At 72.7% G+C, this 20,794-nt stretch carries 19 protein-coding genes; 11 read left to right on the forward strand and 8 right to left on the reverse strand.

Annotated elements, in window-relative coordinates:
• Positions 1-97 precede the first annotated feature (97 nt).
• Together ABZV77_RS16050 and ABZV77_RS16055 are read left to right on the forward strand one after the other, a co-directional pair.
• Positions 98-2,140, forward strand: a complete 2,043-nt coding sequence (locus tag ABZV77_RS16050; RefSeq protein WP_356256299.1) for a histidine kinase — start codon at positions 98-100, stop codon at positions 2,138-2,140.
• Positions 2,141-2,197: 57 nt separating this feature from the next.
• Positions 2,198-2,857 carry a response regulator transcription factor gene (locus ABZV77_RS16055; protein ID WP_356256301.1) on the forward strand — a complete coding sequence of 220 codons (660 nt, stop codon included), beginning with the start codon at positions 2,198-2,200 and terminating at the stop codon, positions 2,855-2,857.
• Between the two features lie 84 nt (positions 2,858-2,941).
• Here ABZV77_RS16055 and sodN read toward each other — a convergent pair whose 3' ends face one another.
• The gene (gene sodN, locus ABZV77_RS16060; RefSeq protein WP_356256304.1) at positions 2,942-3,337 is read right to left on the reverse strand and encodes a superoxide dismutase, Ni; all 396 of its coding nucleotides are present in this window, start codon (positions 3,335-3,337) and stop codon (positions 2,942-2,944) included.
• A 144-nt stretch (positions 3,338-3,481) separates the two neighbouring features.
• On the opposite strand from sodN, the gene sodX reads away from it, so the two are divergent.
• Positions 3,482-3,916, forward strand: a complete 435-nt coding sequence (gene sodX / locus ABZV77_RS16065) for a nickel-type superoxide dismutase maturation protease (protein ID WP_356257597.1) — start codon at positions 3,482-3,484, stop codon at positions 3,914-3,916.
• On the opposite strand, the gene ABZV77_RS16070 is transcribed toward sodX, so the two are convergent.
• Positions 3,799-4,449 carry a CGNR zinc finger domain-containing protein gene (locus ABZV77_RS16070; RefSeq protein WP_356256306.1) on the reverse strand — a complete coding sequence of 217 codons (651 nt, stop codon included), beginning with the start codon at positions 4,447-4,449 and terminating at the stop codon, positions 3,799-3,801. The two genes, sodX and ABZV77_RS16070, sit on opposite strands and share 118 nt — an antisense overlap.
• 91 nt (positions 4,450-4,540) lie before the next feature.
• Here ABZV77_RS16070 and ABZV77_RS16075 point away from each other — a divergent pair, with 91 nt between their 5' ends.
• A complete protein-coding gene (locus ABZV77_RS16075; RefSeq protein WP_356256309.1) occupies positions 4,541-5,326 on the forward strand; it encodes a methyltransferase domain-containing protein in 786 nt (261 codons plus the stop codon).
• Positions 5,327-5,414: 88 nt separating this feature from the next.
• Here the strand turns inward: ABZV77_RS16075 and ABZV77_RS16080 are convergent, their stop codons facing one another.
• The 3 genes from ABZV77_RS16080 to ABZV77_RS16090 are packed head-to-tail and all read right to left on the reverse strand — an operon-like array spanning position 5,415 to position 8,114.
• A complete protein-coding gene (locus ABZV77_RS16080; RefSeq protein ID WP_356256312.1) occupies positions 5,415-6,176 on the reverse strand; it encodes an amino acid ABC transporter ATP-binding protein in 762 nt (253 codons plus the stop codon).
• Positions 6,176-7,117, reverse strand: coding sequence for an amino acid ABC transporter permease (locus ABZV77_RS16085; RefSeq protein ID WP_356256315.1), 942 nt, complete (start codon positions 7,115-7,117; stop codon positions 6,176-6,178). The genes ABZV77_RS16080 and ABZV77_RS16085 overlap by 1 nt, the downstream gene beginning before the upstream one ends.
• 40 nt (positions 7,118-7,157) lie before the next feature.
• Complete coding sequence (locus tag ABZV77_RS16090) at positions 7,158-8,114, reverse strand: ABC transporter substrate-binding protein (RefSeq protein ID WP_356256318.1); 957 nt, start codon at positions 8,112-8,114, stop codon at positions 7,158-7,160.
• A gap of 616 nt (positions 8,115-8,730) precedes the next feature.
• Here ABZV77_RS16090 and ABZV77_RS16095 point away from each other — a divergent pair.
• A complete protein-coding gene (locus ABZV77_RS16095; protein ID WP_356256321.1) occupies positions 8,731-9,954 on the forward strand; it encodes an NADP-dependent malic enzyme in 1,224 nt (407 codons plus the stop codon).
• Positions 9,955-10,074: 120 nt separating this feature from the next.
• A complete protein-coding gene (locus ABZV77_RS16100; RefSeq protein WP_356256324.1) occupies positions 10,075-11,037 on the forward strand; it encodes a zinc-binding dehydrogenase in 963 nt (320 codons plus the stop codon).
• 45 nt (positions 11,038-11,082) lie between these two features.
• Here ABZV77_RS16100 and ABZV77_RS16105 read toward each other — a convergent pair whose 3' ends face one another.
• Positions 11,083-12,180 (reverse strand): PadR family transcriptional regulator, encoded by a 1,098-nt coding sequence (locus tag ABZV77_RS16105; protein WP_356256327.1) that lies wholly within the window; start codon positions 12,178-12,180, stop codon positions 11,083-11,085.
• Position 12,181: 1 nt separating this feature from the next.
• The gene (locus ABZV77_RS16110; protein WP_356256330.1) at positions 12,182-13,135 is read right to left on the reverse strand and encodes a DUF4097 family beta strand repeat-containing protein; all 954 of its coding nucleotides are present in this window, start codon (positions 13,133-13,135) and stop codon (positions 12,182-12,184) included.
• A 146-nt stretch (positions 13,136-13,281) separates the two neighbouring features.
• On the opposite strand from ABZV77_RS16110, the gene ABZV77_RS16115 reads away from it, so the two are divergent.
• Complete coding sequence (locus ABZV77_RS16115) at positions 13,282-14,088, forward strand: hypothetical protein (RefSeq protein ID WP_356256333.1); 807 nt, start codon at positions 13,282-13,284, stop codon at positions 14,086-14,088.
• Positions 14,089-14,157: 69 nt separating this feature from the next.
• Here ABZV77_RS16115 and ABZV77_RS16120 read toward each other — a convergent pair whose 3' ends face one another.
• Complete coding sequence (locus tag ABZV77_RS16120) at positions 14,158-14,340, reverse strand: DUF6104 family protein (RefSeq protein ID WP_003961784.1); 183 nt, start codon at positions 14,338-14,340, stop codon at positions 14,158-14,160.
• Positions 14,341-14,527: 187 nt separating this feature from the next.
• Between ABZV77_RS16120 and ABZV77_RS16125 the strand changes: the two genes are divergently transcribed.
• The 4 genes from ABZV77_RS16125 to ABZV77_RS16140 all read left to right on the forward strand — a co-directional run.
• The gene (locus ABZV77_RS16125; RefSeq protein ID WP_356256335.1) at positions 14,528-14,941 is read left to right on the forward strand and encodes a CU044_2847 family protein; all 414 of its coding nucleotides are present in this window, start codon (positions 14,528-14,530) and stop codon (positions 14,939-14,941) included.
• Positions 14,934-17,009 carry a trypsin-like peptidase domain-containing protein gene (locus ABZV77_RS16130; protein WP_356256338.1) on the forward strand — a complete coding sequence of 692 codons (2,076 nt, stop codon included), beginning with the start codon at positions 14,934-14,936 and terminating at the stop codon, positions 17,007-17,009. The genes ABZV77_RS16125 and ABZV77_RS16130 overlap by 8 nt, the downstream gene beginning before the upstream one ends.
• Positions 17,010-17,178: 169 nt before the next feature.
• Complete coding sequence (locus ABZV77_RS16135) at positions 17,179-18,180, forward strand: MoxR family ATPase (RefSeq protein ID WP_356256341.1); 1,002 nt, start codon at positions 17,179-17,181, stop codon at positions 18,178-18,180.
• A 4-nt stretch (positions 18,181-18,184) separates the two neighbouring features.
• Positions 18,185-20,794, forward strand: a 2,610-nt coding sequence (locus ABZV77_RS16140) for an SAV_2336 N-terminal domain-related protein (protein ID WP_356256343.1), incomplete at its 3' end; no start/stop codon positions are given.

A 20,794-nucleotide genomic window follows, 5' to 3' on the forward strand; every position in this document is an offset into this window, starting at 1 on the left:
CCAGCATTCCTGCCGCGCCCGGCCGAAGCGTCGGCCGCCCGCACGATCACGCTCTCCAACCAGGGATAGAGAGCCCCTCCGTATCATCGAGCCCGATATGGAGCGAATACGTAACTGGCTGCTGCCCGTCCTGCTGGCGGTCCAGCAACTGGCCTACTGGCCGGGGCGCACCCTGCGCGAGGACGACCCGGTGGGCCCGGGCCAGCTGATGGCGGCGCTCGCCGCCGCGGTCGTGATCACCGCGGCGCTCGGCGTACGCCGCCGACGCCCCGTCGCCGCGGCGCTCACCGTCGAGGCCGTCCTGCTCGCCTGTCTGCCCCTGCCGGAGGACGCGACGCTCCTGCACGCGCTGAGCCTGCTGGTCGCCCTGTACTCGGTCGCGGTGCGCAGCCCCGGGCGGACGGCCGCCGTCGTCGCAACCGGCCTGGCGCTCTGCGAAGCGGGCCGCTCGGCGGTGCTGTTCGACTCGGCCACCGAGGCGGTCGGTGAGGGCGCGGTCAACTGCGTGCTCTTCCTGGTCGTCGCGGGCCTCGGCCGCAGCCGCCGCCGCTGGCTCGCCGGGCGGCGGTCCGCCGCGCGGGAGCTTGCGCGGGCCGAGTCCGAGCGTGCCCGCGCCGCCGTCACCGAGCGCGAGCGCCTCGCCCGCGAACTGCACGACGTGAGCGCCCACCACCTCACCTCGGTCGTGGTCACCGCGGACGCCGCCCTGCGGCTCGGCGACCGCAAGCCGGAACTGGCCGCACAGGCGCTGGAGTTCGCGGCGGACACCGGCCGCGAGACCGCGGCGGCACTGCACCGGCTGGTGGCGCTGATGCGGACCGCGGCGGCGGACGACGAGAGCGCCCTGGAGGACCGCGTCACCGAACTGGCCGCGGGCTTCGCACGCCTGGGCCTGCGCCCCGCCGTGACCGTGGCACCGGAGGCGGCGCGGCTGACGGGCCCGGTGGCCGAAGCGGCCTTCGGCATCGTCCGCGAGGCCCTCACGAACGCGCTCCGCTACGCCCCCGGTGCGACGGTACGCATCCACATCCTGTCCAAGGCTCCCGAGGACACCGTCCATGTCACGGTCGAGGACGACGGGGCGGCGGGCGGGACGCCGGGCGGCGGGCTCGCGGGACGGCAGCCGCTCGGGTCGGGGCGGGGGACCGCGGGCATGCGGGAGCGGGCCGGTGCGCTCGGCGGCTCGCTCGTGGCCGGGGCGCGGCAGGACGGGCCCGGGTGGTCGGTGCGGGCCAGGCTGCCGGGCGCCACGGGCGCGCTGGGCCACCGGACCGTACGCCACCGTGCCCTGCGCGGCCTGGACCTGTCCGACGGGGCGGTCGCCGTCGCCGTCGCCACGCTCCCGGTCTTCGCGGTCCTCATCGATGAACCCACCGCCGTCGCCCTGGCCTGCGGCCCCGCCGTCGCGCACGCGCTCCCGCTGCTGTGGCGGCGCCGGGCGCCCTGGGCGGTGCTCTGCGCGGTCCTCGGCACCGCCTGGTTCGCGCCGCTCGGCCTCGCGTTCGGGCTGCTGTCGCCCGATGTGGCCCTGTGCCTGGCGGCGGCGGGCGGCATCGCGGAGTGCGTCGCCGTGTACGCCGTGGGGGCGTTCGCGGGCCCCGCGGGGGCCACCTGGCCCGCGCTGGGCGTGGCGGCCACCGGGCTGTGCCTGTCCACCCTGGCCCTCGCGTCGGCCGACGGCATCGCGGACCTCGAAAAGGGCGGCGGCTTCGGGCTCATGATCTTCCTGGTGGCCATCGTCGGCGGGGTGTTCCTCCTGCCGATGGCCGCGCTCTGGGGCCTCGGCGCGGGCGTACGGACGCGGCGCGAACGCGTCAGGGCCTGGGAGGACCATGCGCTGACGGCCACCGTGTGGTCGGCGGTCGCCGAGGCGCACGAGGAGCGCCGCCGCATCGCCGTGGAACTGCGCGGCGAAGTCCTGCGGCACGCCGACGCGGTGGTCGCGCGGGCCGAGGCGGGCGACCTGAGCGGCGTGGCGGACGCGGCGCGGGCGGGCCTGTCGGCGATGCGCGACCTGCTGGCCGCGCTGCGCGAGGTGACGGCCCCCGGCGACGTAGCCGCAGCTGCCGTAGCCGCAGATGACGCAGCCGCAGATGACGCAGACGAACCACGGCCGCTCCCACAGCCGGTGGCGCCCTAGCCGAGGAGGCACCCCATCACCACCGATCACCCCACCGGCGACACCCCCGTCCGAGTGATGGTCGTCGACGACCAGGCCGTGGTCCGCGCGGGATTCGCGGCGATCGTCGACGCGGAACCGGACCTCCAGGTGGTGGCCGAGGCCGAGGACGGCGCCCGTGCCGTGCAGCTGGCGTCCGATCTCGCCCCGGACGTCGTCCTGATGGACATCCGGATGCCGGGCATGGACGGCCTGACGGCGACCCGGCTGCTCACGTCGGCGCCCGGCGTGACCGCACCCCCGCGCGTGCTGGTCCTGACCACCTTCGACCAGGACGCCTACGTCCACGACGCCCTGCGCGCCGGAGCCTCCGGGTTCCTCCTGAAGGACGCGCTGCCCGAGGAACTCCTCGCGGGCATCCGCATCGTCGCCTCCGGCGAGGCGATGCTGGCCCCCACGGTCACGCGCCGCCTCATCGACGCCTTCGCGGGCACGGCCCCCGCCCCGGAGCCCGAACTCCTGGAGTCCCTCACGCCCCGCGAGCGCGAGGTCCTCGCCCTGGTGGCCGCGGGCCACACGAACGCCGAGATCGCCGGGGCGCTCGGCGTCACGACCGGCACGGTGAAGTCACACGTCAACGCACTCCTCGGCAAGCTGGGCCTGCGCGACCGCGTCCAGGCCACGATCCTCGCGTACGACCTGGGCCTGGCCAGGCCCCGCGGCACGCACGGGCCCTGACCGCCGACGGCACCCGGGAACGACGACAGCACCCGGCTCCGCGCGGATGCCGGGTGCTGTCGGTGGAACGCGTTTCGCGGGGCGTCAGGCCTTCTTGGTCTCCCAGAAGATCTTGTCGATCTGGGCGATGTGGTCCAGCGCCTTCTGGCCCGTGGCCGGGTCGGTCGAGGCCTTGGCGGCCGAGAGGGCCTTCAGGGCGTCGTTGACCAGCTGGTGCAGCTCCGGGTACTTCTCGAAGTGCGGGGGCTTGAAGTAGTCGCTCCACAGCACCGAGACGTGGTGCTTGGCGAGCTCGGCACGCTGCTCCTTGATGACCACGGCGCGCGCCTGGAAGTGCGCGTCGTCGTTGGCGGCCATCTTCTCCTGCACGGCCTTGACCGACTCCGCCTCGATGCGGGCCTGGGCCGGGTCGTACACGCCGCAGGGCAGGTCGCAGTGCGCGCTGACCTTCACCTTGGGGGCAAACAGGCGGGTGAGCATGTTGCTGTCCTCCTCGTGATCGTCTTCTCAGGTGGGACATTACTCCGTGAGAGACGCGTTTTCGCGAGTGCCCCCATGGGCTTAGGACAAAAGTCCAGGGTCAGACTGGGACTCGTGGAGGATAGGACCGGGGAGGTGCCGGTGATGCCGGAGCTGTCGCAGGAGAGCGAGCACGGAAGGGCCGTCCTGCCGTGGGGTGCCGCGGAGGTGACCGGCCCTTCGATGGTGCCGACGCTGCATCACGGGGACCGGCTGCTCGTGCACTGGGGGGCCCGGGTGCGCCCCGGTGACGTGGTGGTCCTGCGCCACCCCTTCCAGCAGGACCTGTTGGTGGTCAAGCGGGCCAAGGAGCGGCGCGGGGGCGGCTGGTGGGTGCTCGGCGACAACGCGTTCGCGGGCGGCGACAGCACGGACTACGGAGTGGTTCCCGAGGAACTCGTCCTCGGGAAGGTCCGGTTCCGCTACCGGCCGCCCGCGCCGGGCCGCCGCTCGCCGTTGGCGCTGGCGCGCTGGGCGCTGGGCGCGGCGCGCCCGGTGCTGGCGGAGCGCTCCGTCTCCAGGCGTTTGCGGGCGCGGTAGGCGGCGACGTTGGCCCGGGTCGCGCAGCGGTCCGAGCAGTAGCGCCGGGAGCGGTTCGTGGACGTGTCGAGGTAGGCGTTGCGGCACGGCGGCGCCTCGCACAGGCCGAGGCGGTCCACGCCGTGCTCGGTGAGGTGGAAGGCGAGGCCCATCGCGGCGATCGCGGCGTACCCCGCCGTCGCGTTCGAGGGGTGGTCCGCCAGGTGCAGGTGCCACAGCGGGCGGTCGTCGTCGTCCCGGTGGTCGTGGCCCGAGATCTGCGGGCTGACGGGGAACTCCAGGAGCAGTGAGTTCAGCAGGTCGACCGCGAGCGTCTCGTCGCCGCCGTCGGCCGCTTCGAAGACCGCCCGCAGCCTGGCCCGTACGGACCGGAAGCGCGTGACGTCGGAGTCCGTGGCGCGGCGGGCCATCTGCGTGCTCGGCCCGAACAGGTCCCTGATCGCCTCGACGGTCGTCAGCACGTCCTTGTTGCGGCCTGGTTCCTCGCTGTTGACCAGGCGTACGGCGTAGTCCGAGTAATAGGCCAGTTCCACTTGTAGTCCTTACGAGGGCGGGCTATGGTCATCTCGTCGGCCAGTAATGACCGCTTGCCGTTCTAGGGTATTACGTAGTGGAGGGGTTCTGATGACGGAAACGGGGACCGGTACCGAGGCCGCCGCCGCGCTCGGCGCCGACTGGCGCGCCTGGCAGGACAGCTGGGACCGGCAGCAGCAGTGGTACCTGCCCGACCGCGAGGAGCGGTTCCAGATCATGCTCGACATGGTCGAGGCCGTGGTCGGCACCGCACCGCGCGTCCTGGATCTGGCATGCGGTACGGGAAGTATTACGGACCGGCTGCTCAAGAGGTTCCCGGACGCGACCAGCGTCGGCGTCGACCTCGACCCCGCGCTGCTCACCATCGCCGAGGGCACCTTCGCCGGGGACGACCGGGTCACCTTCGTCACCGCCGACCTGAAGGACCCCGACTGGACCGCCGCGCTGCCGCACGACTCGTACGACGCCGTGCTGACCGCCACCGCGCTGCACTGGCTCTTCAGCGAGCCGCTCGCCACGCTCTACGGCCAGGTCGCCGGAGTCGTCAGGGACGGCGGCGTCTTCATGAACGCCGACCACATGCCCGACCCCGCGACCCCGCGGATCAACGCCGCCGAGAGCGCCCACCGCCACCTGCGGATGGACCGCGCCAAGGCCGAGGGCGCCCTGGACTGGAAGGAGTGGTGGCAGCTCGCCGCCAAGGACCCGGTCCTCGCCGGGCCCACCGCCAAGCGGTTCGAGATCTACGGCGAGCACGCGGACGGCGACACCCCCTCCGCCGAGTGGCACGCCCGCACTCTGCGCGAGGCCGGGTTCGCGGAGGCCCGCTCCGTGTGGGGCTCGCCCTCGGACGCGTTGGTCCTGGGCCTGAAGTAGCGCACCGTGCGCCCGGACAGGGCACGCCGAAGGGGCCGGTACGGATTCCGTACCGGCCCCTTCGGTATGCGGCTCACCCGGTGGAGCGCTACAGGACCTTCGACAGGAACGACTGCGTCCGCTCGTGCCGCGGGTTCGTCAGCACCTCGCGCGGGTGGCCCGACTCGACCACGACGCCCTCGTCCATGAAGACGAGGCTGTCGCCGACCTCGCGGGCGAAGCCCATCTCGTGCGTGACGACGATCATCGTCATGCCGGACTCCGCGAGGTCGCGCATCACGTCGAGGACGTCACCGACCAGCTCGGGGTCGAGCGCCGACGTCGGCTCGTCGAACAGCATCAGCTTCGGGTCCATCGCCAGCGCGCGGGCGATCGCCACGCGCTGCTGCTGGCCGCCGGAGAGCTGCGAGGGGTAGTTGCCCGCCTTGTCGGCGAGGCCGACGCGCTCCAGGAGCTGACCGGCGCGCTCCCGCGCCTCGGCCTTGGCGATGCCCTTGACCTGGACCGGCGCCTCCATGACGTTCTCCAGCGCCGTCATGTGCGGGAACAGGTTGAAGCGCTGGAAGACCATGCCGATGTCCCGGCGCTTCAGGGCGACTTCGCTGTCCTTGAGCTCGTACAGCTTGTCCCCCTTCTGCCGGTAGCCGACCAGCTCCCCGTCGACGTACAGCCGCCCGGCGTTGATCTTCTCCAGGTGGTTGATGCAGCGCAGGAAGGTCGACTTGCCGGAACCGGACGGGCCGATCAGGCAGAAGACCTCACCCGACTTGACCTCGAGGTCGATGCCCTTGAGCACCTCGACACTGCCGAAGGACTTGTGCACGCCCTCGGACTTCACCATGGCGGTCATCAGCGGACACCTCCCGCGCGGTTGCCCAGCGACAACATATTGGCCTTGATCTTCTGGAAGGGGGTGTCCGGCAGGGTGCGGGACGAGCCGCGGGAGTAGTACCGCTCCAGGTAGTACTGTCCGACGCTGAGGATCGACGTCATGATCAGGTACCAGCAGGCGGCGAGCAGCAGCGTCTCGACCGTGGCGCCGGACGAGGTACCGATGTCCTGGGCGTACTTGAGGAGCTCGTAGTACTGGACGGCGGCGACCAGCGACGTCGTCTTCAGCATGTTGATGAACTCGTTGCCCGTCGGCGGCACGACGACGCGCATCGCCTGCGGCAGCACGACGCGGCGCAGCGTCTTGCCGTGGCTCATGCCGAGCGCGTGCGACGCCTCGGTCTGGCCCTCGTCGACCGAGAGCAGACCGGCGCGGCAGATCTCCGCCATGTACGCGGCCTCGTTGAGGCCAAGACCGAGGAGCGCCGTCAGGAACGGCGTCATGAAGTCCGACCACTCGTCCTTGTAGATCGGGCCGAGGTTGATGTAGTCGAAGACGAAGCCGAGGTTGAACCAGACGAAGAGCTGGACCAGGACCGGCGTGCCGCGGAAGAACCAGATGTAGAACCAGGCGATCGACGAGGTCACCGGGTTCTTCGACAGGCGCATGATCGAGAGGAGCACACCGCCGACGACGCCGATGAGCATCGAGAGGAAGGTGAGGATCAGCGTCTCGCGGACACCCTTGAGGATGCGCTCGTCGAAGAAGTTGTCGGGGATCGCGCCCCAGTTGATGTCGCCCTGCGAGAAGGCGTAGACGATCGCGGCGAGTACGCCGATCGTCAGGACCGCGGCGATGTAGCGGCCGAAGTGCCGGACCGGGATGGCCTTGATGGCCTCCGCCGGGCGGGCCGTGGGGACGTCGTCCTCCGGGCCCTTCTTGGAGATGTCGGGGGTCACGTGAGTGGCCTTTCAGCGACTGGGAGGGAAGGGGAGGGGGTCACTTGCCGCCGTTGACCACGGCTTCCTTGACCGCGCCTTCCTCGACACCCCACTTCTTGATGATCTTTTCGTAGTCGCCGTTCTTGATGATCGCGTCGAGGGCCGCCTTGATCGCGTCACGCAGCTCGGGGTTCTTCTTGGAGACGGCGATGCCGTACGGCGCCGCCTCGACCTGCTCGCCGACCAGCTGGAAGTCCTTGCCGCCGCCCGAGATCTTCACCGCGTACGCGGCCACCGGGAAGTCGGACGAACCCGCGTCGGCGCCGCCGGAGCGCAGTCGGGTCTGGGCCTGCTGGTCGTTGTCGAACTGCTCGATCGCGATCTTCTTGCCGCCCTTGCACTTCTTCGACTCGGCCTTGGCCAGGTCGTGCGAGACGGTGCCGCGCTGGACGACGATCTTCTTGCCGCAGAGGTCGGCCCAGGTCTTGATGCCCTGGTCGTCGCCCTTCTTGGTGTAGATCGAGACGCCCGCCGTGAAGTAGTCGACGAAGTCGACGCCGGTGCCGACCTTCTTGCCGTTCTCTTCGTCGATGCCTTCCTGACGGTTCTTGGTGTCCGTCATGGCCGACATCGCGACCTGGTAGCGCTTGGAGCGCAGGCCGCCGAGGAGGGTGTCGAAGGTGCCGTTCTCGAACTCGAACTTCACACCGAGCTGCTTGCCCAGCGCCTCGCCCAGGTCGGGGTCGATACCGACGGTGTTGCCGGACTTGTCCTTGAACTCGACCGGCGGGTAGGCGATGTCGGACCCGACCTTGATGACGCCCTGGGCGCGGATGTCATCGGGCAGCTTGTCGGCGAGCGGGGCATTGCTGACCGAGTCGCTCTCCTTGTCGTTGGTCTGGTCGCCGCAGCCGGAAAGCAGCAGCGAGCCGACGACCGCGATCGTGCCGACCGCGGCAATCCGGGACTTCGCGGACTTGCCTGCGGTCTTACGACAAATGGAGCTGGCGGTCATGGTGGGTCCTCCGGCGGATGAGGGAGTTGCCGATGGGTCGGGCACACACCTTCGGGTGTCGCGACCTCGTGTGATGACGGCATCTTGCCATTCGGACCGTCCGATTCTGGGTGCCGGAGATGTCAAAATCGGATAACGAGCGAGCCTCGAATCGCACCATCCCGGTACGGCAGGGGCGTAAAGGGGTCGGAGCGAATCGTCGTTAACCGAGATATTTCCGGTGAATCTCGCGATGTGGACCGTTCGGTTCCTGAATGCGCCATGAAATGCGCTATCCGGAGAATACGGACATCCGGTTGTTCGGGGAAGATCCACGAACGGTTCGGGCGGCGCCGAATGGATCTCTTTTCCTTCCGCTTTCCCCCAGTGACACTCGTCCCGCCCTCCAGGGACTTCTGCTGAGCATGCTGCAACCAATGTCACTCGCCCGTGCCCACCGCCTTCGGGTACAAAGGTTGGCTACACCCCTCATCCGGGGCCCAGGGCGCGTGTGCGGCGCGCCCGCGTGTCCGTACCTCCCCCCGCCGACAGGTGGGGCACGGACGCGGTGCCCGCCCACTTCTCAACCGGGAGTGGACACCCTCAACTGATGAATAAGACTTAAGGGGTCAGACAAGTGGCAGCGGAGATCATCAATCCTCGCAGCGACAGCAGTACGGATCACGAGGGCCCCGCGGGTGCGGCCGAGCCCTTCGATCCGGCGTTTGCGCTGCACCGTGGCGGCAAGATGGCCGTGCAGGCCACCGTGCCGGTCCGCGACAAGGACGACCTGTCCCTGGCGTACACGCCCGGCGTCGCGAAAGTGTGCAGCGCGATCGCCGAGCAGCCGGAGCTCGTCCACGACTACACGTGGAAGTCGAATGTCGTCGCCGTGGTGACCGACGGGACCGCCGTGCTCGGTCTCGGGGACATCGGGCCCGAGGCCTCCCTCCCCGTGATGGAGGGCAAGGCCATTCTGTTCAAGCAGTTCGGCGGCGTGGACGCGGTGCCGATCGCGCTCGCGACGACGGACGCCGACGAGATCGTCGAGACGGTGGTGCGCCTCGCCCCGTCGTTCGGCGGCGTCAACCTGGAGGACATCTCGGCGCCGCGGTGCTTCGAGATCGAGCGCAAGCTCCAGGAGCGGCTCGACATCCCCGTCTTCCACGACGACCAGCACGGCACCGCCGTCGTGACGCTGGCCGCGCTGCGGAATGCGGCGAAGCTGACCGGGCGCACGCTCGGTGAGCTGCGGGCCGTCATCTCCGGTGCCGGTGCGGCCGGGGTCGCCATCGCCAAGTTCCTCCTCGAGGCGGGGCTCGGCGACGTGGCGGTCGCGGACCGCAAGGGCATCGTGAGCCGGGACCGGGACGACCTCACCCCGGTCAAGCGGGAGCTCGCCGAGCTGACCAACAAGGCCGGGATCAGCGGTTCGCTGGAGGCCGCGCTCGACGGCGCCGACGTGTTCATCGGCGTCTCCGGCGGCACCGTCCCGGAGCCGGCCGTCGCCTCCATGGCGCCGAACGCGTTCGTGTTCGCCATGGCCAACCCGAACCCCGAGGTCCACCCCGACGTCGCGCACAAGTACGCGGCCGTGGTGGCGACCGGGCGCTCGGACTACCCGAACCAGATCAACAACGTGCTCGCCTTCCCCGGCATCTTCGCGGGCGCGCTCCAGGTGCGGGCCTCCCGCATCACCGAGGGCATGAAGATCGCCGCCGCCGACGCCCTCGCGGACGTCGTCGGGGACGAGCTCTCCGCGGAGTACGTGATCCCCTCGCCGTTCGACGAGCGGGTCGCTCCGGCCGTGACGGCGGCGGTCGCCGCTGCCGCCCGCGCGGAGGGTGTCGCCCGGAGCTGATCAAGGGCTCATGCGTACCGACGCGCCCCCTGCCGTGCACGTTCGTGCGGCGGGGGGCGCGGTGCGTGTCACAGTCGTCCGTGGTTCCGCCGGGGCGCCGGTCGCGCCTAGGGTCGCCTCATGTTCGCTGCCTACGCCGCCCGTATCGACCGTGACCAGCCGCTCGACGGCCTCGAGTTGGGGGAGCGGCCCGCCCCAGAGGCGCGCTCCGGCTGGTCGACCGTGAACGTCAGGGCCGCCTCCCTCAACCACCACGACCTGTGGTCGCTGCGCGGGGTCGGCCTCGGCGAGGACAAGCTGCCCATGATCCTCGGCTGCGATGCCGCCGGGATCGACGAGGACGGGAACGAGGTGGTGCTCCACTCCGTCATCGGGCAGTCGGGGCACGGCGTCGGGCCCCGCGAGGGCCGCTCCATCCTCACGGAGAAGTACCAGGGCACCTTCGCCGAGCGCGTGGCCGTCCCCACCTGGAACGTGCTGCCCAAGCCGAAGGAGCTGTCCTTCGCGGAGGCGGCCTGCCTGCCGACCGCATGGCTGACCGCGTACCGCATGCTGTTCACCAACGCCGGTGTACGGCCCGGTGACTCGGTCCTCGTGCAGGGCGCGGGCGGCGGTGTCGCCACGGCCGCGATCGTGCTCGGCAAGGCGGCGGGCCTGCGGGTCTTCGCGACCAGCCGGGACGAGGCCAAGCGGAAGCGGGCGCTGGAGCTGGGCGCGGTGGAGGCGGTCGAGGCGGGCGCGCGGCTCCCGCAGCGGGTGGACGCGGTCATCGAGACGGTGGGCGCGGCGACCTGGTCCCACTCGGTGAAGTCGCTGAAGCCCGGCGGCTCGCTGGTCATCTCGGGGGCGACCAGCGGCGACCGCCCCTCGCACGCGGAGCTCACCCGCGTCTTCTTCCTGGAGCTGAAGATCGTCGGCTCGACCATGGGCACCAAGGACGAGCTGGAGGACCTGCTGGCCTTCTGCGCGGCCACGGGTGTGCGGCCCGTGGTCGACGAGATCCTGCCCCTGGACCGGGCCCGGGAGGGCTTCGAGCGGCTGGAGTCCGGCGAGCAGTTCGGCAAGATCGTGCTGGAGGTCTGACCTTCGCGCGTCGGCGTCGGCGTCGGCTTCCCGGGGCCTGTGGGCTCAGCTCCCCGGGGCCGGGGCGCGCAGGGCCGCGCCGATGTGCGCCGCCGCCTGGGAGAGATGGCGGCGTGCCTCACGGAGCTGGGCTTCCGTCACTCCGTTGTCCCGGGCCGCGTCGCGGATGTCGTCGCGGAAGCGGTCCAGGAGGCGGTCGAGGTCCCGGCCGGGGTCACCGGTGGCGTCCTCTTGAGCCCAGTCCGGCGCCCAGTCCGGCGCGTACTCCACGGGGAGGTCCTCGCGGGCGGGGCTGAACGCGGGCTCGTCGGTGGCGGTGGCCGTTCCGGTGTCCGCGGCCGGGGCGGCGGCTCCGGCGTCCGGTCCCGTGCCGGTCCCGGGGGCGGCGGCGGTGTTCTCGGGACGGGTGCCGAAGCCCGTGCCGAAGTCCTTCCCGAACCGCGTGCCGAACTCGCCGAACTCCTTGGCCAGTTCGGAGAGGCCCTCCCGCAGTCCCGTCGGCCAGTCACCGCGCGTGAAGTGGTCCTGCACCTGGTCCTGCACACGCTTGACGATGCGCTGGGCCTCCGCCTGGGCCTGCCGGGCCTGGGCGTTCGCCTGGTCCTGTGCGTCCTTGGCCTGGCGGCGGGCGCGCTGGGCCTCCTCGCGGGCCCGGCGGCTCTCGTCCTTCGCGCGCCGTGCCTGCTCCTTCCAGCCCTGCTTGGCGCGCTTGAACTCCTCCTTCGTCTGGTGCCAGTTCTCCGAACCGTCCGGGGCGAGGGCCTCCTTGGCGGCGGCCCGCATCTCGCGGCGCAGCTCGCCGGCGGCGCCCTGCACGCCGTCGCGGATCTCGGCGGCGAGCTCGGCGACCGACTCGCGGATCTCCAGCTCGAGGTCGGCCAGCTCGCCGCTGCGTCCGGCCAGCTCGGCGCGGCCCGCTTCCGTGATGGCGTAGACCTTGCGGCCGCCCTCGGTGGTGTGGGTGACCAGGCCCTCGGCCTCCAGCTTGGCGAGGCGGGGGTAGACGGTGCCCGCGGAGGGTGCGTACAGCCCGTGGAAGCGCTCTTCCAGGAGCCTGATCACCTCGTAGCCGTGGCGGGGGGCCTCGTCGAGCAGCTTGAGCAGGTACAGGCGCAGGCGGCCGTGGGCGAACACCGGGGGCATTTCAGAGCACCTTCTTGTCGGTCGGGTCGGCGTCCGCCGGGGGGACGTCCAGGGGGACCTCGGGGATGTCGGGGGCCTCGTCGGCCTCGACGGCCCTGTCAGCCCCGTCGGCCCCGTCGGCTCCATCGTCGTAGAGAGGATTTTCCTCCATCTGCGGCCTGCGCAGGAGCGCGATGGATCCGGAGACGGTCGTCGCCCTGAGCCGTCCGCGGCCCGCGCCCAGCCGCCCCGTGATCCGCTTGGCGCCCCACTGGCCCCCGACCCGCAGGTCCTCGAAGGCGTTCGACACCGATCCGCTCGCCGTGTCCACCTCGACCTCCGCGTCCGCCGGATGCGGGAGCCGGATCGCGATCTCGCCCGAGACGCTCGTCAGGGCGAGCTCGGTCGGGGCGGCCGTCGGATCGAGGTCCACGATCATCGAGCCGCTGACGGAGTCGGCCCGCACACAGGGGCCCGCGGCCTCGACGACCGTGAGGCCGCCGGACACGGAGCTGAAGCGGAGGTCGCCGGTGACGCCCTGCGCCTCGACGTTCCCGGAGACCGTGTCCGCGCGGACCGTGCCCGCGAGGCCGAGCAGTGTCGTGTCGCCGGTGACGCCCTTCACCTCCGCGCGCCCCTCGATGCCGGAGACCACGGCGCCCGCGCCGACGACGCCCACCTCGACGCGGGTCGTGGCGGGCACGGCGAGCGAGACGACCGCGCTGCGGCGCCAGCCCTTGCGGTCGAGCCACTTGAGGAAGCCCTTCCAGGGAAGGTCCTCATAGGCGACGGTGAGCGTGCCGTGCTCCTGGGTCACCCGGAGGGGCGGCCCGTCGATCTCGGTGACCTCCAGACGGGCGGAACCCTCGTCCGTGCCCACCACGTTCACCGTTCCGTTGACTATGCGGACGTGGAGCGCGGTCACGGGGGCGTCGAACGTGAGCTTCACGGGCTCGGCGACGGACCACTCCGACATGAGCTGACCTCCTGGGCGGGCCGGATGGGACGCGCCATATCGCGTCCTCTCCCATTCACGATATATCGCGGATCCAGGAAGTCAAGAAGTCCGCCGAGAAGGTGGATTATGAGCCGATTGAACAGATCTGTCCTAGCGTGGGGCTCATGTCGTCCGATGCTTCCTCCGGTGCGCTGCTGCTCTGCCGGGCCGAGCCCGATGTCGTCGAGATCGCGGTCCAGCTGCTCCGCGAGCGGATGCTGCTCGCGGAGGCCGGTCCCGGCTGGAGCGTGCTGGTGCCCGAGAGCAAGCCGTGGCTGCACGGCGGGGAGCCCGTCGACCGGGTGCTCACCGGGTGGGCCACCGCGCTCGCCGTCGGCTCGGCATGGCCCGTGCTCGCGCTCTGGTGGGACGGCGACCGCTCCGGCTACACCCTCGCGGCGGGGTTCCGGCGGACGGTCGGATACGAATGGCTCGCGAACGGGACGCCTCTCGGCGAGGACGAGGCGATGCGTACGTTCGCCGCCCGGCTCGGCCTCGACCCCGTCCTGGACATGCAGTCCCTGGAAGCGCTGGCCCGCCCCGACACGGAGGCGGACGCGCGCGCCAGGATGCTCGGACTCCTCGCCGTCCTCACCCGCACGGGCCTCACCCTGCCGCCCGGCCTGAGCCCCGGCGAACCGGCGGACCGCCTGCGCGAGGTGGCACGCATCCAGCAAGGTGTGCGGTCGGTCGAGTGGCCCGGATGGCGGGACGCGGTCCGCGCGGAGTTCGAAGCGGTCGACAAGGGCCCGCTGGGCCCCTGGGTGCGCGGCCCCAGAGCAAGGGCCCTGGCGGCGGCCCAGCTCGCCGTGGGCCTGCCCCTGGCGGCATGGGCGCTGCGGCGGCGCAGCGCGGGCTGGGGCGCGGCGGCGGCGCTGCTGGTGGTGCAGGGGGCGGCGGGGCTCGCGTACGACCGGGTGCGGGGCGTCTAGGGCCCAGCGGAACGCCCAGGGGGTGGGACACCCAGGGCTCAGCGGGGCGGCCCTGCCCCCACCGCGTGACTACTCGTCCTCGTCCTCGTCGTCCAGCCGCGCCAGCCACGTCGCCAGGCGCTCGACCGGGACCTCGAAGTCGGGGTTGAGGTCCACGAACGTACGGAGCTGCTCGGCGAGCCACTCGAAAGTGACCTCTTCCTCGCCGCGCCGCTTCTCCAGCTCCTCGATGCCACGGTCGGTGAAGTACAACTCAAGCTCCTGAAGACGGTCCGTGGGGGCGGCTGCTCCCGCTTCATCGTATTCGGTGTGCGGACGCCTCCGACCTGGCCGGTTTCGTGCGCCGTCCGGGGGTCGCCTGCAACCATGCGGGCCACTAACCTCGTCGCAGATCAAGTGACGAGGGCGAAGGGTGAGTTCAGCGGAGAGCGGGGGGACCGTGGCGGGACACGTCCAGCAGATCGAACTGCCCGGCGGGAAGATCGTGCACGCGCGCATCGGTGCGTCCGGCGCCCACGGTGAGGACGACGAGGACGTCGGCGTGCTCGACACCGCCGTCGCCAGGGTCGAGGAGCTCGGGGAGCTGATCCGCGGGGTCGGCGCCTCCGTGCTCGACGCGGCCGCCGCCGCCAAGCCCGACGAGGCCAGCGTCACCTTCGGCGTGGAGCTCAGCGCCAAGCCCGGCAAGGTGATCGCCGTGCTCGCCGAGGGCGAGGCCAAGGCGTCGGTGCAGGTCACGCTCACCTGGCAGTTGGAGCGTCGGGACAGCGGGGCCGACCAGGCCGCCCCCGTCCCCGACGCCACCCCGGCCCCCCGCCCCGACGGACAGCGCACCACACCCCCGCATGTCTGAGCCCGCCCCCCGCCTCGACGCCCTCGCGCAGGCCGCCACCGTCCACCTCCTGGCGGCGGACGGCGCCGACGGCGCCGACAGCGCCGACAGCACGGACGGCCGGGACGGGGGCGACGGCGCCATGTGGGGCAGCGGGTTCTTCGTCGCGCCCGGCTGGGTGCTGACCTGCGCCCACGTCCTGCGGCCCCATCTCGCCAGGGACCGCGAGCGGACGTTCGCCGTGCGCGGCACCGACCTCAACGACGGCATCCCCGTCGCCGCCCGCATGGCGCACTGGCTCATCGGCGACCACGAGCGGTCCGTGGTGCCGCCGGAGGAGGACCTCGCCCTGGTCCGGCTCCTCGACGACACCGTCGAGCACGAGTGCGTGTGGCTCGCCGAACGTGCCGTACGTCCGTTCGGCGACGTCGTCGCGTACGGCTACCGGCCCGACGGGAACGAGGGCAGCGCGGGCGCCAAGCCCTGGAGCGCCGACGCCGAGATCAACGTCCGCGACGACGGCGCGGGCCTGCGCTTCGCGCCCGACATCGCCTTCCCCAAAGGGGTCTCGGGCGGCCCGCTGCTCGACCCGCGCACCGGCGCCGTCGTCGGCCTGATCAAGTCGCGGCGCAGGGAGCGCGACGGCGGCATGGCCGTCGCGACGCTCGCGCTGCGCCAGTTCGGCGAGGCCTACCGCACGGTGACCGCCGCCCACGACCGGTGGCACGGCACGGCCCCGCGCGTCATCACCGGCGACAACTGGATCGACGAACAGCAGCACCTGCTGGGGGCGGAGCGGCGGCCTGGGCCCGACCAGTGGTCCCCCAGGGACCGCCGCAGGGCGCTGGCCCTGCTCGCCCGGCTGCCCGACCCGGGCGCCGCGCCGTCCGTCGCCAAGATCGTGCGCAAGGTACGGGGACGCAAGCCGCCCGGCGCCGCGCCCGCGCTGCTCACCTGGCGCGACGGCCACGGGCTGCTGTACGACAGCGCCCTGCCCGAGGACGCGCTGACGTTCCTGCACTACCTGCGGCTCGTCGCCGCGTACGTCCGCAGCCGCGGCGGCGACGCGGAGCGGCTGGAGGAGTGGGTCGCCGAGCGGCTCAGGGAGGACGACCGCACGCATCTGCACGCCCTGGTCACCGAGGCCCGGCTGCCCGACGGGCTGCTCCCCGGGCCCGAGGGTCCGGACCGCGCGGCCGTGCCCTACCCCGGCCCCGGCGAGGGCCCCACGGTCACCGTGCTGCTCGACCCGGTCATCAGCGTGACGCCCGCCCGCTTTCACTGGCAGATCTGGGTCACCCACGGAGACCACGGCGACCACGCTGACGAAGAGACGTACGAAGGGGACTTCGGGCGCTGTGACATGGAGATGGCCGCCGAGGACTACTCGGGGGAAGGCTTCCTGCCCAGGGAGCTCGTCCAGGCCCTGCGCGCGCCCCTGAACAGGACCCTGCACCGGCTGGACGGCGAGGGCCCGCCCGTGCCGCTCGAATTCGCCCTGCCCGCCGAGCACTTCGACACCCAGGTGCACCGCTGGCAGTTCGACGACATCGCGAAGCTCTACGCCACCGAGCGGCTCGGCACCCAGCGCCGCGTCGTCCTGCGCGATCTCGCGCGCCGGGCGGATCCGGACAACCCCGCCTGGCATGACCGGTGGCGGTCGGTGGCCGCCGCCCACGAGCTGGCGCCCGCCCGCGTCCCCGAACGGGACAGCAGGCCGCACGTCCGGCACTTCCAGAAGCTGCCGCACACCGCGATCCCCGTGATGTGCCGCCCCGCGGGGCGCGGCGTGGGGCGCGACGCCATGAAGCTGGCCCTCGGCAGCGGGCACGGCGTCGTCCTGTGGCACATCGAGGGGCACGCCACCCGCGGCTGCCAGGACACCTGCGAGGACCTGCACGCGGGCGTGGCGCAACTGCTCGGCAGGCTCGGCTCGGTGGCCGAACTCCCGGACCGCATCCGGCACATCAGGCAGGACATCAGCAGCGGCAGGGACGACCGGCACTGGGCGGAACCTCTCGCACTCCTGTACGACGACCCGCGGCGGCCGCTGCCGCCCGAGGACACGATGCCGGCGGACTCGCCGTGAGGGCGGTCCGCGCGGTCGTACGCCGCCGCCCAACTCCCTGGCCGGAAAGCACTGTTCAACGGCCTGCGCGTGGGTACATTCCCAACGGCCCGTTGTGGGCGCACGCCGCCCCCGTCGGCCAGGCCGTGGTCAGTCGTTCCAGCCACCGACCGTCGACGAGGAGCACGCAGTGAGCGGATGGTTCATCTACGAAGGCGTCGGTGGTCCGGATCCGGACAAGATCCGGCGACTGCCGGGACCGCCGCCCTGGCGCGCCTTCGACGCCGCACCGGTGCCCTACGACGTCCCGGACGTCGACTCCGCGACGCGCCGCAGGCTCGGCGACGCGGACGTCCCCATGTCCGTGCAGGGCGCCGAGACCCTCGAACTCATCAACGCCGCGCTCTATCTGCGCCGCCCCCTCCTCGTCACCGGCGAACCCGGCTCGGGCAAGAGCACCCTCGCGCACTCCCTCGCGTACGAACTGGGGCTCGGCCGCGTCCTGCAGTGGGCCATCGTCAGCCGCAGCGAGCTCAAGGACGGGCTCTACACGTACGACGCGATCGGCCGTCTGCAGGACAACCAGCTCGGCCGCGACCACTCCGAGGACATCGGCCGCTATCTGCGGCTCGGCCCGCTCGGCACCGCACTCATCGCCTCCGACCGGCCGCGCGTGCTGCTCATCGACGAGCTCGACAAGAGCGACATCGACCTGCCCAACGACCTCCTGAACGTCCTGGAGGAGGGCGAGTTCGGCATCCCCGAGCTGGAGCGGATCGCCGACCGGCCAGGACAGGAGACCGTGCAGGTCCTCACCGACGACGGCCGCCGCGTGCCCGTCACCCGCGGCCGGGTGCGCTGCCGGGCCTTTCCCGTCGTCGTCCTGACCAGCAACCGCGAGCGCGAGTTCCCGGGACCGCTGCTGCGCCGCTGTGTCCCCCTCGACCTCGAACCGCCCCGCGACCAGCGGCTCGCCGCGATGGTCCTCGCGCACTTCGGGACAGGGGCGTACGACACGAACATCGACCTCGTCGACCAGTTCACGGACGCCGAGGCGGACGGCGCACTGCGCCCCACCGACCAGCTCCTGAACGCGATCTTCCTCGCCCAGCATGCCGCGCGGCAGCAACCTGAGCGGCGCGAGGAGATCGCCGGGCTGCTCATGCGGCCCCTGGACCGCGGGCCCCGGTGACGCCATGACCGCCGCCCCGCACCGCGCCGACGCCGTGAGCGATGCGCTCGCGGCGCTCGTCGCGCGGCTGCGGGACGCCGAACTCGCCCCGTCCGTGCCGGAGCTCGCGGACTCGCTGTGGCTCGCCGCGCAGCTCGCGGCGCGCGACGAGGAGCCTGAGGGGGAAGGCCGGGCCGAACCGGAGCGGCTCCGGCCCACCGGGTCCCTCGGCACGTCGGAAGAAGCCGCGCCGCACCCCGCACCCGCCCCGCCCGCCCCCGCACCGCGCAAGCCGCCCGCACTCGCGCCCCGGGCCCGACTCGTCGTGCCCGTCCAGGACGGCGGCGGCCCCGAACGGCCGGGCGGCGTCCCCGTGCAGGTGCCCGCCGCCGCCGTGCTGCCCGACCCGCTCGCCCTGCAGCGCGCGCTGCGGCCCCTGCAGCGGTACCGGCCGCCGGTGCGTCCCGTGCCCCGCGACCTCGACGAACCGGCCACGGCCGAGCGGGCCGCCGACACCGGCCTCGTCGTCCCCGTGCTGCGGCACGCCCGGCGGCGCGAGGCCCGGCTCCTGCTCGTGATGGACCTGTCGACCTCGACGGTCGTGTGGGAGCAGGCACTCGGCGAATTACGCCATGTGTGCGAGCGGTCCGGGGCGTTCCGCGAGGTGCAGGTGCAGTTCCTCCACGAGGGCGACGACGGGCTCCCCGGATACGCGGCGACGGCCCGCCCGGGCGCCGCCCTCCAGAACCCCGGACGCCTGAGCGACCCCACGGGCAGCAGGCTCACCCTCGTCCTCAGCGACTGCGCGGGGCCGATGTGGCGTGCCGGACGGATGCAGCGGCTCCTGTACCGGTGGGGCTCGCTCGCGCCGGTCGCCGTGGTGCAGCCGCTGCCCCAGCGGATGTGGCGGCGTACGCACCTGCCCGCCGGTCGCGGCCGTCTGCACCGGTGGGAAGGGCCCGCCGGGCATCTGGAGTTCGAACCGGCGGGCGCCGGTCCCGCCGCCCGGCAGCGGCGGCACATCCCCGTGCCGGTGCTCGCCCTGCGGCGGTCCTCCGTCGAGGGCTGGGCCCGACTGGTGTCGGGTGCGACCGGTCAGTCCCTGGAGACGGCGGCGGGCCTCGCCGAGGCCGAGCACGGGCCGTCATCGGCGCCCGTGCGGGCCCGGCAGGAGGTCGGCGGGGCGGAGCGGGTGCGGGCGTTCCGGCGCTCCGCGTCGCCCGCGGCCTGGCAGCTCGCCGTGTATCTGTCGGCGGTGCCGACGATCCTGCCGGTGATGCAGCTCGTGCAGCGCGCCATGCTGGCGGGCAGCGGGCCCGAGGTCCTCGCGGAGGTGCTCCTCGGCGGGCTCCTGAAGCGCAGCGAGCGGGCCGACGACCCCGAGGTGCTCGCCTACCAGTTCCTGGACGGCGTCGAGGAGGAGCTCATCGGGCACCTCGCGCAGGACGACGCGCGGCTGCTGCAGAAGCACTGCTCGGACTACCTGGAGCGGCGGTTCGGCCGCAGCGTGCACAACTTCCCCGCCACGGCGGTCGCCCTGCTCGGCGACGCGGGCGAGCCCGTGCAGCCCGCGGGCCCCCGCGCCGAGGCCGACCACCCCGGGCTCCGGGCGTTCGCCGAGGTGTCCGGCGAGGTCCTGCGACGTTTCCTGCCGAAGGACCTCGCGGGAGACGGGCCGGACCCCGAGGGCGGCGACGCGGCCGCGCTCCGGGCGGCGGCCCGGGCGGCCCGCGAGCGGTACGCACGACAGCGGCAGGCGCGTGAACTCGACCGCGCGGTCGACCTGTTGGAGGCGGCGGTCGCGGCGTCGCGCGGCGGCCCCGGGCGCGACGGCATCCTCGCCGAGCTGGGCGAGACGCTGTTCCTGCGGTGGACGGCGCGGCGGAGCGTCGCGGACCTGCGCGAGGGGCTGCGGGCCGCGGTGACGGTCGTGGAACGGCCGCCGCAGACGCGGCTGCTGCTCGGCGCGGTGCTCATGGAGATCGCCGAGGAGGTCGAGCGCTCGGGCACGGCGGCGGCCGCGCTGCCGGACGAGGTGCGGGCGCGGGCGGCCCGCCTCGCGGGCGAGGCGCCCCGTGGCCCCCGCGGGACGCGCGGCGCGCTCTGGGCCGAGTACCTCCTCCTGAACGACGCGGTGACCGAACTCCTCCCGATCCCCGCCCACATCGGCGACGACAACGCCCACCCGGGCTGGCCCGCACAGCGCGCCCTGGCGGAGGTACTGGGGCGCTTGGCGGTGGTGGCAGCCCGACTGGTCGAGGCGGGGGTGCGGGTCGAGGGCGGCGGGGGAGCGGGGCGTGGGGCGGGGGCCGGTGGTGGCGCGGGAACGGGGGCGGGCTCGGGGGCGCGTCCTGGGGCGGGTGTGGGGCCGGGGGCGGACGGGAGTGCTTCTGGGGCGGACTTGGGCGGGCAGTCTGGGCCCGGTGCCGGTCAGGGCCGGAACCGTGGTTCGGGGTACGGGAGTGGTGCGGGGGCGGATTCGGGTGGGCAGTCGGGGCCGGGTGCTGGGCAGGGCCGGAATCGTGGTTCGGAGTATGGGAGTGGTGCGGGGGCGGATTCGGGTGGGCAGTCGGGGCCCGGTGCCGGTCAGGGCCGGAATCGTGGTTCGGGGTATGGGAGTGGTGCGGGGGCGGTA

Origin of the sequence: Streptomyces sp. NPDC004732 (assembly GCF_040609235.1) — a bacterium.
Classification (GTDB): domain Bacteria; phylum Actinomycetota; class Actinomycetes; order Streptomycetales; family Streptomycetaceae; genus Streptomyces.

Bases quoted from the DNA above. Each gene is read 5' to 3' on its own strand.
- ABZV77_RS16050 (WP_356256299.1), top strand. From the start codon at position 98: ATGGAGCGAATACGTAACTGGCTGCTGCCCGTCCTGCTGGCGGTCCAG.
- ABZV77_RS16055 (WP_356256301.1), top strand. From the start codon at position 2,198: ATGGTCGTCGACGACCAGGCCGTGGTCCGCGCGGGATTCGCGGCGATC.
- sodN (WP_356256304.1), bottom strand. From the start codon at position 3,337: ATGCTCACCCGCCTGTTTGCCCCCAAGGTGAAGGTCAGCGCGCACTGC.
- sodX (WP_356257597.1), top strand. From the start codon at position 3,482: ATGCCGGAGCTGTCGCAGGAGAGCGAGCACGGAAGGGCCGTCCTGCCG.
- ABZV77_RS16075 (WP_356256309.1), top strand. From the start codon at position 4,541: ATGACGGAAACGGGGACCGGTACCGAGGCCGCCGCCGCGCTCGGCGCC.
- ABZV77_RS16080 (WP_356256312.1), bottom strand. From the start codon at position 6,176: ATGACCGCCATGGTGAAGTCCGAGGGCGTGCACAAGTCCTTCGGCAGT.
- ABZV77_RS16090 (WP_356256318.1), bottom strand. From the start codon at position 8,114: ATGACCGCCAGCTCCATTTGTCGTAAGACCGCAGGCAAGTCCGCGAAG.
- ABZV77_RS16100 (WP_356256324.1), top strand. From the start codon at position 10,075: ATGTTCGCTGCCTACGCCGCCCGTATCGACCGTGACCAGCCGCTCGAC.
- ABZV77_RS16105 (WP_356256327.1), bottom strand. From the start codon at position 12,180: ATGCCCCCGGTGTTCGCCCACGGCCGCCTGCGCCTGTACCTGCTCAAG.
- ABZV77_RS16110 (WP_356256330.1), bottom strand. From the start codon at position 13,135: ATGTCGGAGTGGTCCGTCGCCGAGCCCGTGAAGCTCACGTTCGACGCC.
- ABZV77_RS16115 (WP_356256333.1), top strand. From the start codon at position 13,282: ATGTCGTCCGATGCTTCCTCCGGTGCGCTGCTGCTCTGCCGGGCCGAG.
- ABZV77_RS16130 (WP_356256338.1), top strand. From the start codon at position 14,934: ATGTCTGAGCCCGCCCCCCGCCTCGACGCCCTCGCGCAGGCCGCCACC.